At 34.4% G+C, this 12,804-nt stretch carries 13 protein-coding genes; 6 read left to right on the top strand and 7 right to left on the bottom strand.

Features of this window, described 5'->3' with window-relative positions:
* Positions 1-82: 82 nt before the first annotated feature.
* The 3 genes from rlmB (at position 83) to ABWU50_RS04585 (ending at position 2,187) form a co-directional block, all read left to right on the top strand.
* Entirely contained in the window at positions 83-847 is a 765-nt protein-coding gene (rlmB, locus tag ABWU50_RS04575; protein WP_353275481.1) for a 23S rRNA (guanosine(2251)-2'-O)-methyltransferase RlmB, read from the top strand.
* Positions 848-927: 80 nt separating this feature from the next.
* Positions 928-1,650 (top strand): Bax inhibitor-1/YccA family protein, encoded by a 723-nt coding sequence (locus ABWU50_RS04580; RefSeq protein ID WP_353275483.1) that lies wholly within the window; start codon positions 928-930, stop codon positions 1,648-1,650.
* A complete protein-coding gene (locus ABWU50_RS04585) occupies positions 1,651-2,187 on the top strand; it encodes a cytochrome c oxidase assembly protein (protein WP_253307274.1) in 537 nt (178 codons plus the stop codon).
* A gap of 286 nt (positions 2,188-2,473) precedes the next feature.
* On the opposite strand, the gene ABWU50_RS04590 is transcribed toward ABWU50_RS04585, so the two are convergent.
* Positions 2,474-3,199: an ankyrin repeat domain-containing protein gene (locus tag ABWU50_RS04590; protein ID WP_353275485.1), complete on the bottom strand. Its 726-nt coding sequence runs from the start codon at positions 3,197-3,199 to the stop codon at positions 2,474-2,476.
* Between the two features lie 147 nt (positions 3,200-3,346).
* On the opposite strand from ABWU50_RS04590, the gene ABWU50_RS04595 reads away from it, so the two are divergent.
* Positions 3,347-4,324 carry a quinone oxidoreductase family protein gene (locus ABWU50_RS04595; RefSeq protein WP_353275487.1) on the top strand — a complete coding sequence of 326 codons (978 nt, stop codon included), beginning with the start codon at positions 3,347-3,349 and terminating at the stop codon, positions 4,322-4,324.
* Positions 4,325-5,285: 961 nt separating this feature from the next.
* Here ABWU50_RS04595 and ispH read toward each other — a convergent pair.
* Entirely contained in the window at positions 5,286-6,215 is a 930-nt protein-coding gene (gene ispH / locus ABWU50_RS04600; RefSeq protein WP_353275488.1) for a 4-hydroxy-3-methylbut-2-enyl diphosphate reductase, read from the bottom strand.
* Between the two features lie 20 nt (positions 6,216-6,235).
* Between ispH and ABWU50_RS04605 the strand changes: the two genes are divergently transcribed.
* Positions 6,236-7,861 (top strand): peptidoglycan D,D-transpeptidase FtsI family protein, encoded by a 1,626-nt coding sequence (locus ABWU50_RS04605; protein WP_264328668.1) that lies wholly within the window; start codon positions 6,236-6,238, stop codon positions 7,859-7,861.
* Between the two features lie 2 nt (positions 7,862-7,863).
* Here ABWU50_RS04605 and ABWU50_RS04610 read toward each other — a convergent pair whose 3' ends face one another.
* Together ABWU50_RS04610 and elbB are read right to left on the bottom strand one after the other, a co-directional pair.
* Positions 7,864-8,172 (bottom strand): hypothetical protein, encoded by a 309-nt coding sequence (locus ABWU50_RS04610; protein ID WP_064125016.1) that lies wholly within the window; start codon positions 8,170-8,172, stop codon positions 7,864-7,866.
* 178 nt (positions 8,173-8,350) lie between these two features.
* Positions 8,351-9,076: an isoprenoid biosynthesis glyoxalase ElbB gene (gene elbB, locus ABWU50_RS04615; RefSeq protein WP_353275492.1), complete on the bottom strand. Its 726-nt coding sequence runs from the start codon at positions 9,074-9,076 to the stop codon at positions 8,351-8,353.
* A gap of 131 nt (positions 9,077-9,207) precedes the next feature.
* On the opposite strand from elbB, the gene ABWU50_RS04620 reads away from it, so the two are divergent.
* The gene (locus ABWU50_RS04620) at positions 9,208-10,284 is read left to right on the top strand and encodes a hypothetical protein (protein ID WP_353275494.1); all 1,077 of its coding nucleotides are present in this window, start codon (positions 9,208-9,210) and stop codon (positions 10,282-10,284) included.
* A 53-nt stretch (positions 10,285-10,337) separates the two neighbouring features.
* Here the strand turns inward: ABWU50_RS04620 and ABWU50_RS04625 are convergent, their stop codons facing one another.
* The 3 genes from ABWU50_RS04625 to ABWU50_RS04635 all read right to left on the bottom strand — a co-directional run bounded on the left by ABWU50_RS04625 (position 10,338) and on the right by ABWU50_RS04635 (position 12,734).
* Positions 10,338-10,889 carry a 5-formyltetrahydrofolate cyclo-ligase gene (locus tag ABWU50_RS04625; protein WP_264328665.1) on the bottom strand — a complete coding sequence of 184 codons (552 nt, stop codon included), beginning with the start codon at positions 10,887-10,889 and terminating at the stop codon, positions 10,338-10,340.
* Positions 10,873-11,493, bottom strand: a complete 621-nt coding sequence (locus tag ABWU50_RS04630; RefSeq protein ID WP_253309835.1) for an oxidoreductase — start codon at positions 11,491-11,493, stop codon at positions 10,873-10,875. The genes ABWU50_RS04625 and ABWU50_RS04630 overlap by 17 nt, the downstream gene beginning before the upstream one ends.
* Before the next feature lie 95 nt (positions 11,494-11,588).
* Positions 11,589-12,734, bottom strand: coding sequence for a SurA N-terminal domain-containing protein (locus tag ABWU50_RS04635; RefSeq protein WP_353275496.1), 1,146 nt, complete (start codon positions 12,732-12,734; stop codon positions 11,589-11,591).
* Positions 12,735-12,804: the final 70 nt, after the last annotated feature.

Below are 12,804 nucleotides of genomic sequence, written 5' to 3' on the forward strand. Positions count from 1 at the left end.
ATCGAATTGTATAATTTTACAACAATATCCAAACATAGTAAAATGTTGCTTATTCTGTAAAAACCCGATTTTCGATAATACGATGAAATCGTCAAAAACTAATGAGAATTTTTGGCTGTATGGAAAGCACACCTGCATGTCAGCACTGAAGAATAAAAATAGGCGGTGTATAGAACTATTAGCAACAGAAAATTTCTATAGAGAACACGAAAAAGAAATTAGGCAATGTGTAAATAGTAAGGGCATTAAAGTTCGATTAGTAGAAAACAAAATACTTAATGACGTTTTATCTAAAGGTGCTAACCATCAAGGAATTGCTTTAAATGTTGCCCCTATTCTTTGTAACTTAAGCATCGAAGAAGTAGCTGAAAGCTCAAACGACAGATCTACTATAGTCATTTTAGATCAAGTCACTGACACGCACAATATTGGGTCAATTTTAAGAACTTCAGCTTGTTTTAATGTCAACGCATTGGTTTTACCACATAACCACTCACCGAGTGAAAATGCATCTATTGCAAAAGCAGCAAGTGGAGCTTTAGATATTGTCCCGCTAATATACGTTACAAATATAGTAAAAACTATGCAGTATTTAAAAAAGGTCGGCTACTGGTGTTATGGGTTTGATTGTAACGCTGGCGAGGATATAGATGAAATAAAGAGCTTTGGCCAAAAAAGAGTAATCATTTTTGGTTCTGAAGAGAAAGGAATGCGGAGGTTAGTTAAAGAAAATTGTGATTATCTTTTAAAAATCCCAATGTCAAACGTAATTGACAGCTTAAATGTTTCAAATGCAGCATCAATAGGCCTATATTCTATTTATATTAAAACAAATGCCAGCGCATAACTGTTTATAATAAAAATACTTGATAAAAATGTGGTTTTATATTATAATGTGTTAAATAATGGACAAAAGGGGTTATATTTATGTCTTACATGAGAAATGAACAGGATATCCGCTCTCAGGGCGTTTATTATAGCGCTGGGCTCAGAAGTTACCTAACTAAAGTATATAATTACATGGCTTTAGCTTTAGGCGTTACAGGGCTTGTTGCGTTTCTAACGGTATTTTCTGATCTTTTTCAGGTAATTCATTCTAATCCTGTTCTGTCGCTTGTGATAATATTCTCTCCAGCTGCATTGGTGATCTATATGCGGTATAGAATTCAACACCTAAGTGCTCAGTCTGCCGTTACTATATTTTTCTCGTTCTCAGTGTTAATGGGGCTTTCCTTATCTTATATTTTTATAGTTTATACTGCAGAAAATATAGCAAGAGCGTTTTTCATTACATCAATTATGTTTGGCTCTATGGCTTTATATGGTAATACCACAAAAAGAGATCTTACAAGTATGGGCTCTTTCTTGATTATGGGAGTCTTGGGGATAATTATAGCATCCATAGTAAATTTATTCCTTGGAAGTAGTCCTCTCTACTTTGCAATATCGTTCATATCAGTAATAGTCTTTACCTTAATGACTGCGTATGATGCTCAAAGAATCAAGGACGTTTATTATAAATATAACGACGGATCAGAAGTCGCTACTACTAAATTGGCAATACTGGGTGCAACTGATCTTTATTTTAACTTTATTAACATATTTCTCAATCTACTCAGGTTACTTAACTTGTTCAATAATAGGGACTAGATGTTTTCCTTTTTAAGGAAAGGTAGTAAGAATTCTATAGTTTTCTTTTTAATATCTTTAGTCGTGTTGATGCTATGTCTTGCATATGCATCGGTACCATTATATAGCATTTTCTGTAAAGCTACCGGGTATGGTGGCACAACAAGAAAAGTAACTAATGCAACAATAAGTGCAACTGACCAAAAAATCAGGGTCCACTTCAATGCTGATATAATGTCCGATCTACCTTGGGAATTTAAATCAGAAACTAACTACGTTGACGTAAACATAGGAGAACAAAGTTTAGCATTTTATTACGCAAAAAATCTATCTGATCATCTTTCATTTGGTATGGCAGTATATAACGTTACGCCTTTCAAAGCAGGTAAGTATTTTAATAAAGTTGCATGCTTTTGTTTTGAAGAACAAATGTTGCTACCAAAACAAAAAGCAGCTATGCCCGTATCTTTCTATATAGATCCTGAGATAATGCTTGATAGTAATACAAAAGATTTAAGTGAAATAACGCTATCATACACGTTTTTTAAGCTTAAGTAACAAACTTTTTCTATTGTCCACCCAAGCAGCGTGAGCTATAGCTAAATTGACTTAGATTTACCGACAATTTGAAAAACTGTCATTCCGCTACCCGTTAGCGGGATCTATGCTTTGAGATACCGCGAATGAATCGCGGTATGACGTGTTGAAACAATCCGATAAGGTAAACCTCGTCATCCCGCTACTTGTTAGCGGGATCTATGGGATACCGCGGCGGTATGACGTGTTGCTTGGGTCAGCTATAGAAGGAGTGCGTTGTTATTCAAATAATAGTTATGCAACAGATCTATTGAATTGAGCAGGAGCTCTTATTTGCTTTTTGCGCACTGACTACTTGTGTCTCAGTGTTCGGTGTTGCTAAATCAATCAATTCCCCTCCTTCATTATTTGCTTCACAAGCATTCCAACATTGAGCCAATTCCTTATTATTTTTTACAGAATCTGGCATTTCTATGTTGGGATTTTCCTTTAATATGTGATTAATTAGCATCTTAGCACATTTTATCTGACTTTCAGCTCTTTCAGCATTCTCTTTATTTGGTGAAGATTGATCGAGGGAAAAGTTAATAAAACCTTCTAAAATGTCACATGCTTGCCTATTAGAGGTAATGATTATTTTTCTCTCCATGAGAGTCTTAAAAAGGTTTGGAGATGGTATAAGAAAAGCTACATGTAGATAGGTAAATTCATCTCTTGGCTTAATGTCCGCTCCAGCTCTTACTAAAGCTTCTGCCACGTTAAGGTATTTAGAGTTGATAGCTATATCTAAGAGTTTTCTGGCATCTGGATCTTTGCCATCATTTTGCACACGAAATTCATGGTCAATTGCAAAATTTCCAGCTTTCCATAACTCAAATAAATCACTGCAGCTTTGACTATACTCTTTGCCTTCTTCTAACTTGCTTTTTATTAACTCTATTACATTATATGTTTTTATATTATTGCTTATTTTCTTAAATATCTCACAAAGAGCAATATACCTATTAATATATCTATCTCTTCTACCTAACATAATTTATACTCTCTAATTGCTTAAATAACTTATTTAAAATATAGAGATATCTGATAAAAAAGTCAAGCTTGTTAATTGTGGAAACAATGACTTTGCAAAATATTAATTATTAGATAACATAATCAAAGTTTTTATCTTACATTCATCATGGTTAGAGCTATACAAATTAAAAAAACTGGGGGACCAGAAGTATTAGAATTTGTAGATAAGAATATAGGTGAGCCAAAAGGCGAGGAAGTTTTAGTACGTCACACAACTATTGGCTTAAATCGTTATGATTTAGAGCACAGAAAAGGTACGCGCAAAATTAAAAATTTACCATCAGTGCTTGGGGTAGAAGCAGTGGGAGTTATTGAAAAGCTTGGTAAGAAAATCAGTGATGGATTGAAGGTTGGAGATAGAGTTGGATATTGCACAGCTCCTCCAGGGGCATATTGTGAAAAGCGCGTTATACACCAGAAATATCTGATAAAAATTCCAGATGACATATCTGATGAAGTTGCTGCTGCAGTGCTGTTTAAAGGTATGACAGCTCACTATTTAGTTAATCAATCTTATAAAATTAGGCCTGGTGCTTTCGTGCTAGTTCATGGGGCTAATGGTGGTTTAGGACAAATAATATGCCAATGGGCAAAGGATAAAAAAGGTGTAGTGATAGGTTCTGTAAGCTCTGATGAAAAAATGAAGATAGCTTTACAAAGTGGCTGCACATACGCAATAAACTACAATGATAAAGACTTCGTTTCTAAAGTTATGGAGATTACGCAAAACAGAGGAGTAGGTGCAGTGTATGACCCTGTAGGTTACGCTACAAGCAAGCTTTCTTTTGAATCTTTAGGCAGGTTCGGCATATACGTTTCCTATGGGCAGATATCAGGTAACGCTCCTATTAGTTTTTCTTTACTTAGTTCACGTTCGTTATTTGCAACTGGAACCTCAATATACCATTACAAGCATGATAGATTCACATTAGTGCTTACCACAATGGAAATCTTCGAGATGATAAGAAAAAAACTTTTAACTGTACGGATCAATAAAAAATATAAATTTGGTAAAATAATTCAAGCTCATCGCGATATGGAAAATAGAAAAGCGAGTGGGTTAAATATTATCAAAATCTCTTAAATAAATTAGTAATTTAAACTAACCATTCATTAAATCATATCAACTAGAACTTCACATATTTAATTCTCCTTTTGGGGAATTAAAAGCATATAGCTAAACTGACTTAGGCTTACCGACGATTTGAAAAACCATCATTCCGCTACGTGTTAGCGGGATCCAGGATTTTGATTGGGTTATAAAAGTATAGCTTAGGTTTTCCTACGTCATACCACTGCGGTATCTCCAGATCCCGCTAACAAGTAGCGGGATGACGAGCTTATCGTCATGCCACCGCGAACCGTCATACTACCACGAACCGTCATACCGCCGCGGTATCTCTTAGCATAGATTCCGCTAACACGTAGCGGAATGACGAATTACTTGACTTTTACAGGGATGACGGTTGTCGTTCAGCTATAAACATTAAGAAATTTACCAAAAGAAAAAAAAGGCAAAAGAAGCCCTGGTCGTTGTCTATTTTCTGTATTGGCGTTTTTTTAAGTCTTAAACGCTGTAATTTAGCTGCTTTTAAGTGCAACTAACCTTAGCTTAAATGTTTAAGAAATTTACTAAGCAGAAAAAAAGGCAAAAGAAACCCCGTGTTAGCTAGTTGTCACTCTCTAATCCTGCAAATTGGCGTACTATACTGTCTTAAACGACTTATAAGCGCGTTTCAGCTTATATAGGTAAAAACCCAGAAATGTTGTGAAGACATAAGGTGCACATAGTGCAAAAAATTAAAAATAAGACGCCAATTACGTTGTTTTCTTGCTGTTTAATCTGCACAGATGAAGATAACTGAATACCTTCAGTACAATGATAAGGGGGCTGGCAAAGCTTGTAAAGTAATTTTTTCGTTTCTATTCCCAATAAAAGTTTGTTATATGGTTATGCAAGAGGTCTAATGAATCGCGGTATGACGTCTTAGCTATAGATGCTGATTTGTGTGATTTCAAGAGAAGCTTAGTAGATAAGTTGTGTTTTAAACCAAACTCGGTATTTTAAACTGAACATTTTCAATAATACCACCTTGCATAACTGAAATTTTTACACTCAGGTTTACTTTTAGGTAGTCCATTAATTCATCAACTAATATGTCAGGAGCGGAAGCACCTGCAGTGATTCCTATCTTTTCTACGCCATGAAACCAGCTTTTATTCACACAGCTGTAATTATCAATTAAGTAGGCTCTTTTTCCTCTGGCAGTGCACAGATCTAATAAGCGGTTTGAATTTGAGCTATTTTTACTTCCTACAACTAACACCATGTCTACAATTTCAGCTAGCTTTTTAACAGCATTTTGTCTGTTTTGCGTTGCATAGCATATGTTCTTTAAATCTGGACCTGTTATGCTTGGAAACCTGAGCTTCAGGGCAACAATAATTTCACGGGTATCGTCGATGCTTAACGTGGTTTGTGTAACATAAGATAAATTATCTGGATCTTTAACTTTTAAATTGCGTACGTCCTGCACAGTTTGCACTAAAATGATAGGATTATTTACTCTTCCTCTAATTCCCTTAACTTCTGGATGGTTTTCATGCCCAATGAGAATTAATTCTTTACCACTGTTTTCATACCTTTTTGCCTCTTTATGCACTTTGCTGACTAAAGGACATGTTGCATCAATCACTTGAATACCCTTTCTTTTTGCCTTATCTTCTATATTTTTTGATACTCCGTGCGCGCTGAAGATCAGTATTCCTCCATTATCTTCAATTTCCTCGATACTGTTCACAAAAACCACTCCTTGTCTCTTAAAGTCCTCTACTATATATTTATTGTGAACAATTTCGTGTAGCACATAAACTTGGCACTTGTTTTTGTATTTTTCTAAAGTAATAGCTAATATGTCCACAGCTCTTTTTACCCCGGCACAAAAACCTCGCGGCTCAGCTAAGATAATTTCCATTTTTGTCAAATCAAGTAAATATGCAAGCATTACTTAAAAATAAGCTCCGCTCACTGTGTTTTATAGTACCATTATTTACGTTTTATATAATAATTATTTTTCGCATATTCTCTTTAACATTTGATCAACCTACTACTTCAGAAAATTTTAGAAAAGATAATACAGTATATAAACAACCTGATATTTTAGATAGAAATGGAGTGGTAATAGCAACAAATGTGCCCACAACATCACTATATACAGATGCAACCAAAGTAAAGAATCCGGAAAGTATAGCAGCACAACTGTGTTCTATTTTGAATGATCTTGAATACGAGAATTCATATAGAGTACTTACTTCAAAAAAGAAATTTGCTTGGGTAAAGCGGCACTTGACTCCAAAAGAACTGTTAGCAATAAAAAATGCCGGCGTGCCAGGAATAAACTTCTATAACGATGTAAAACGTATATATCCTCACAGTAATTTATTTTCACACGTGCTTGGTTACACTGACATAGATGGCAACGGTATTGCAGGAGTTGAGGCATATATAAGTAAAAACAAACAACATTCTGTTATCCAAGTAGCTGACACTGGGGTCCAGAAAAAAAATACGTGGATTCCAGCATTACGCGCTGGAATAACACCTTACCAGGGTATTCAACTATCCTTAGATACACGAGTGCAAAGCATAGTGCATGAAGAGCTAACTAAAGCTGTAAGCAGATATCAGGCACTCGGCGGAGTAGGAATTGTTTTAAATGTGAGAAATAGTGAAGTCATCTCAATGGTCAGTCTGCCTGATTTTAACCCCAACCTACAGAATAAGGCAGAAGACGTACAAAAGTTTAATCGCGCCAGTCTTGGGGTGTATGAGATGGGGTCGGTATTAAAATTCTTTACAATAGCCGCAGCGCTTGATGCAAACGTTGTAAAAATTGATGATTTATATGACGTGTCAAAGCCAATCACTATTGGGAAATATAAAATTTATGATCTTCATGAATTTAAGATTCCGGAAATCACTGTGCGAGATATATTTGTGAAATCATCCAACATTGGTGCAGCAAAAATTGCAGTTAAATTAGGTATTGAAAAACAAGTAGAATACTTTAAAGCTATGAAGCTATTTTCTCCTTTGAAAATAGAAATACCAGAAAAATCTACACCGATAATCCCGGATAAATGGAGTGAAAACACTTTAATAACAGCATCTTATGGTTATGGCATAGCTGTAACTCCTATACATCTTGCACAAACTGCAGCAGCATTAATCAACAATGGGGTATTTCATAACGCAACCTTGATGTTGAATAAGAGAAGTATAGGAGAGCAAATTATCTCAAGAAGAACTTCCAGGAAAATGAGAAAATTATTACGCGCAGCAGTAACAGATGGCACTGGCAGAAAAGCAAAAATAAAGGCATATTCAATAGGGGGAAAGACTGGATCGGCGGAAAAAGTTGTAGATGGTAAATATAGCAAAGATGCAAACATAGCGTCATTTATAGGAGTGCTAACTATGCTTGACCCAAGGTATATAGTGCTAATTGCTATTGATGAACCTCAAGGGATACACCATACCGGGGGAATAATTGCTGCGCCTATAGTAAAGAACATTATAAATAGAATAGCACCTATACTAAATGTTACACCTGAGATGTAAAATTATGATTGCTTTACTATAACTTCAAATCTATCATTGCCAAAATCCTTATTAATATACCAAGAACCATCATCTTTAGTTACAAATTCAAGACCTTTAAGATTTCTTTTCATTGTCTTTCCATTTTGACCATCGATAGCGATATTAATATCGAATGTAATAACGTCTAGATTTATCATAGCTTCTTTCCCGCTGCACGAATTTAGACTGAACTTGCCTAACATGACATCATTAAAACTCACTTCCCCTGTATAGACATCACACTGACCGTCCACACAACACGTAGTTTCAATATAGAAAAGGTCTGACATATAAAACACCTTGCGTTTATAAAAAAAGAGCTAAATATATATAGCTAGTGCAGCCCTACGCCACGCCGCTAACAAGTAATAGTCGTAAACCTAGAGCACTTTAGCTATATAACCATAATACAGCTAGGAATGTAAAATTCAACAGTTAATTGTGTAAGGAAGTCTAAATTACTACATCTTAGAGGAATGGCTGTTTAGTTTTTTTGTTAATCTTTTTTACCATGCTGTCAATCATATGCTTTATCCCTTGATATACAGAGTATATACTTTCGTCGCTACGCATATAAGCAGAACAGGAAAATACATTATGTTCTTCGTCTTCTATTGATAACCCTGTATCACACTTTATGTGTTCACCACCAAGCTTCTCTATCAACTGTTCTCTGTCATCTCCTATAGTTACCTTAACCTTACTTTCTTCTTTACCTATCTTGCTACTTAAAATTGAAACAATGATGGCTGGAGATATGCATATCGCTCCTATCGGCTTTTTTGTAACAAAAAATTCTGAAACTAATCTTTCAAATTCAGGCATTACTGTCACCATGTCTTTATTCTCAGCTAAGTCAGACAAATTTTTTGCAACCCCGTATCCACCAGGTACAACTAGCATGTCAAAATTTTCAGCTTTGGCTTCTTTTAAGTCATATATTTCGCCTCTTGCGATTCTTGCTGCTTCTGCAAGTACATTCCTTTTTTCTTTCACTACTTCTTTTGTTTTATGATTCATAACTTGTGTGATATTGATATCAGGTGCAAAGCATTTAACATTCACTTCCTGCTGATCAAGCACAAGCAAACTTAAAACCGCTTCTCTTACCTCTGCACCGTCAAGGTGACCACACCCTGATAAAACCACAGCAGCTTTTAATTTTTTTCCGCCCATAAAGTACCTTAATTTCATCTAATCTAGATATTTTAATACAAATTCTATATTTGGAAAGAGGTTATTATATTAATTATCTCATATTTATTATAATATAATTAATAATTAGTATGTATAATTAGGCATATTTATAGTTGATGAAGTTGAATATGGCACCTACAAACAGTACGTTTTTTGACACTGACTACTCAGAACTAAGAAAAGCTATTTCAGATATAATAGAAAGCATTGCACAATCTCCATCAGAGGGAAAAGAGGAGTTACTTAAAGCCCTATCAGAACAAGTTAGAGGGATGAATCTCGAAGGTTTAAGTTTAGCAATTAATGACCAAGGCTTGCAAAAGGAGGTAAATAAAGAATTATTTATAAAACTCATTGAAGAAGCACTTAAAGGGTTAACTTCTGAAAACGTTGACTCAAAAATAATAGAAGAGGCGTTAAAATCTGTTAATCAGCAAGCAATAAGTAATGTTATAAATAATAATAAAGGTCCGCTGGACAATCTAGTCAATTATTTTAAATCAGCATCTGCAAATAAAAAAATTGGAATAGCTTCTACAGGAATAGTATTGGGAGTAGCATTTTCTCCGCTTATTGTGCTTGCTACATTAATAGCGCTTGTAGCTATTGGAGCGCGTTATGTAGGAATAGGTATAGGAAAGGCAGGGGAAAAAATAAAAGAAGGAGCGATTGAAGCAGGAAAAGCAGTGAAAAGTTCATATAAGGATTTAATAGATAAATTACCTAAAGTTCAAGCAAGAGAGAATAACTTTAGTAGATTAAAAACAAACGTGCTTGAAACTATTGCAAACATTAGTCTTAAAGATAACACAAACGTTAACATTAAAGAAGGCCTTGCTGATAGGAAAAAAATATTAGAAATGCTTCAAAATGAAGGGCAGCGATCTGCTATACAAGAGTTAGTAAAGAATGGAACCATTGAAAATTTTTCAGAAGATGACATGAGCAGACTTATGAACAAAGGTCTTAGTACTCATCTAGCAGATATGGAAAGATCTAAAGACACGGAAGAATCTAAAAAGAAAGGATTTCACATTCTTATGGATAAATTTCAACCTGCAATTATGGCCATTGGTGACGGTAAAATAGAAGATGTAGAACAAAAGATTAATGATAAAGTTAATCAAATGAAGCCAGATTCTCACTTAGGTATTTCAAGTGCTGCACGAGTGAGTGAAGGAGGAATTACAGGACCAAATATTTGATGTATTTGAGGAGCGTTTTGACGCAAAAATTACTATCAGAAAGTGGGGTTACGCTACTCCTTTCTATCCACTTTTTTGAGCAATCCACCTCCACATCTAACACACATCTCAGTGATTATAATATCCAATTTTTGATCATGTTTTTCTACAGGTAAATCTTTACAATATTGTTTCTCATAGGCTACACCTATAAATATTTTTCCAAGCGGCCGTAATTTTTTTATCATTGTATCATACCAACCACCGCCAAAACCTAATCTATTAAAATGATCATCAAAAGCAACAACAGGAGTAATGATTGTGTCGGGAATTACATCTTCATTTGTTTCGTTCCATCCCTCAAATCTTAGCAACTGATTTTTATCGGGAATTGCTACTTTATAACCTAAATAGAGCAAACGACACATCAAAGGGACAACATTTATTTCCCCATCCATTGGAATGTAAGCCGCAATTGTTTTGCCTTTAACGTAACTTAAGTTCTGATTAAAGAGATTAATAAGGGAACTTGCCGCATAACTGGAATAACTTTCATCAATATCTTTTCTTATAGCTCTATATTGCTCTCTTATTTCCTTTTTGTGCTGTTTAATATCTTTGAACATGATCTATCCATTTCGCAGTGAGTTTTTCTTGTAAACTATTTTGCTTTAAGCGCTCACTTAAAAAATCAAAGTCAATAAATTCCATATCCTGGTCTTGATTACTGCAACTATAAACAAAACTCCTTTCTCCTGTTTCCGTATTTATATGTTGCTGAACACACTGAGCGCAGATTTCTTTCATCATACACTGCATAGGAGAATTAACTGACGATATTGCTATGTGACTTGACTTCAGATATGGCTTTAAAATTGTTTTTCTAGCTTCATTCACAGCTTTCATCATTTTATCAGAACCAATAGTGATAATTTTATCTATAGTGTTTAAATTAATACCTAATCTTCCTTGTTGATAAGAGACTATTGCATCAACTATATTACCATGAAAGGATTTATCTTGATCTCTGCTTGTTTCTATCAATCCTTCTTCACATGCCCAAACTACTGCATTTGATGCACGCTCTATCAGTGCTCGTTTAAATACATCACTTAATTTCTTATAGCCAGCAAAGTACAAAACCTTATTATTATTTTCAAGACACGCCTTCCCTATCGAAAATAATACTGCATTTCCAACTCCACCACCAATTAGCATTATATTCTTCATGTGCTATTTTAACTATATTTGTTCAAATTTTTTGAAATTTTATAGAACAAAGTAATTTTCGTACACAAAGACAGAGACAAGGACACTCTCTGACTTCAACTATACCGATAACTGACAGCTGAATTTTTACGCATATCATCTAATAACAAGTTGCTTTGTATCATAATCTTTTGTTGGTACATCTGCTGTTTAATTGCTTCTATATCCGCTGCATTACTCTTGATATCACACAACATCATTAACTTTGCAGTGCCATTTTCTCTTAATTCTACTATTTCATTCACACTTGTTTTACTAAATAAAATCTGTAAATCAGGATTTAAATCTCGCATTTTTATTTCAAACTCTTTTGCGTTTGGCAACTTAAAATCATCTGCTAATTTGTCAAAATTTAAACAATTGACCTTTTGCTCTTGAAAATTATCCAATAAACTTTCTGAACCCTCAACCACAATCTGTTTTAATTTTAAAGTGCTTTCCAGCAGTGCATAATTAAGTTGTACCTTGTCTATGACTTTTATAATAGAGTAACCTTCACTGAAACTGAATGGACCTGCTATATCGCCGGTTTCTAGTCTTTCTAAAACGCTCTTAAGTTTATCTTTGAGCTGACTTAAATTAACTGTTGCTTTACGCATCTTTATTGGAGATTCCGGGTTATTACTATTACGTAATTTTTTTACTAAATCTTCAGCTATGCCATAAACATCCTTGTCTTTTTGATCAGGAATTATAAACTCTTGGAACGTGATAAGATAATCCGGCTTTTCTGTTTGCCTTTTTACATCATCTACTTCTTTATCGCTTATATTAATAAATGGCACAATTCTTACTTCAATAATTTTGCTCCATAGTAACTGACATTTTATTTGTTTTCTTAAAATACTAAGATCTATATTATGCTTTTTTATGTATTGATCAACTTCATTAGCCTTAAGTTTAAAACTTTGGGTTAAAAATAATATGATAGTATTATCTAACTCCTCGTCGCTCAATTTTATATTCAGCCTCTGCGCTTCATTGATAATGATAATTTCGTCTATTAGCTCCCTAAGAATTTGAGGTTTTGCTTCTTTTTGATTAACACTTTGAGTGCCAAACAATGAATTTATAAAGTTGATGCGTTTTTCGATATCTAAATTTGAAATTGGCTCACCATTTACATCTGCAACAATTTCAATCTCGGTTGCAAGCAACCTAAGTGGCAACACTATCAACAGTAAAATTAGTATTTTATGCATATAAGTAAGGTTAACAACCAATTCTATAATGAATACTGAGTCAACGCTAGCCAACTTTTTAATAGCTATC

The organism is Wolbachia endosymbiont (group A) of Pipizella viduata (genome assembly GCF_964028555.1).
In the GTDB taxonomy this organism is placed as follows: domain Bacteria; phylum Pseudomonadota; class Alphaproteobacteria; order Rickettsiales; family Anaplasmataceae; genus Wolbachia.

What these genes read in the sequence shown, in the direction of transcription:
- rlmB (WP_353275481.1), top strand. Translation starts at nt 83, where the DNA reads ATGAAATCGTCAAAAACTAATGAGAATTTTTGGCTGTATGGAAAGCAC.
- ABWU50_RS04580 (WP_353275483.1), top strand. Translation starts at nt 928, where the DNA reads ATGTCTTACATGAGAAATGAACAGGATATCCGCTCTCAGGGCGTTTAT.
- ABWU50_RS04585 (WP_253307274.1), top strand. Translation starts at nt 1,651, where the DNA reads ATGTTTTCCTTTTTAAGGAAAGGTAGTAAGAATTCTATAGTTTTCTTT.
- ABWU50_RS04590 (WP_353275485.1), bottom strand. Translation starts at nt 3,199, where the DNA reads ATGTTAGGTAGAAGAGATAGATATATTAATAGGTATATTGCTCTTTGT.
- ABWU50_RS04595 (WP_353275487.1), top strand. Translation starts at nt 3,347, where the DNA reads ATGGTTAGAGCTATACAAATTAAAAAAACTGGGGGACCAGAAGTATTA.
- ispH (WP_353275488.1), bottom strand. Translation starts at nt 6,215, where the DNA reads ATGGAAATTATCTTAGCTGAGCCGCGAGGTTTTTGTGCCGGGGTAAAA.
- ABWU50_RS04605 (WP_264328668.1), top strand. Translation starts at nt 6,236, where the DNA reads ATGCAAGCATTACTTAAAAATAAGCTCCGCTCACTGTGTTTTATAGTA.
- ABWU50_RS04610 (WP_064125016.1), bottom strand. Translation starts at nt 8,172, where the DNA reads ATGTCAGACCTTTTCTATATTGAAACTACGTGTTGTGTGGACGGTCAG.
- elbB (WP_353275492.1), bottom strand. Translation starts at nt 9,076, where the DNA reads ATGAAATTAAGGTACTTTATGGGCGGAAAAAAATTAAAAGCTGCTGTG.
- ABWU50_RS04620 (WP_353275494.1), top strand. Translation starts at nt 9,208, where the DNA reads ATGGCACCTACAAACAGTACGTTTTTTGACACTGACTACTCAGAACTA.
- ABWU50_RS04625 (WP_264328665.1), bottom strand. Translation starts at nt 10,889, where the DNA reads ATGTTCAAAGATATTAAACAGCACAAAAAGGAAATAAGAGAGCAATAT.
- ABWU50_RS04630 (WP_253309835.1), bottom strand. Translation starts at nt 11,493, where the DNA reads ATGAAGAATATAATGCTAATTGGTGGTGGAGTTGGAAATGCAGTATTA.
- ABWU50_RS04635 (WP_353275496.1), bottom strand. Translation starts at nt 12,734, where the DNA reads ATGCATAAAATACTAATTTTACTGTTGATAGTGTTGCCACTTAGGTTG.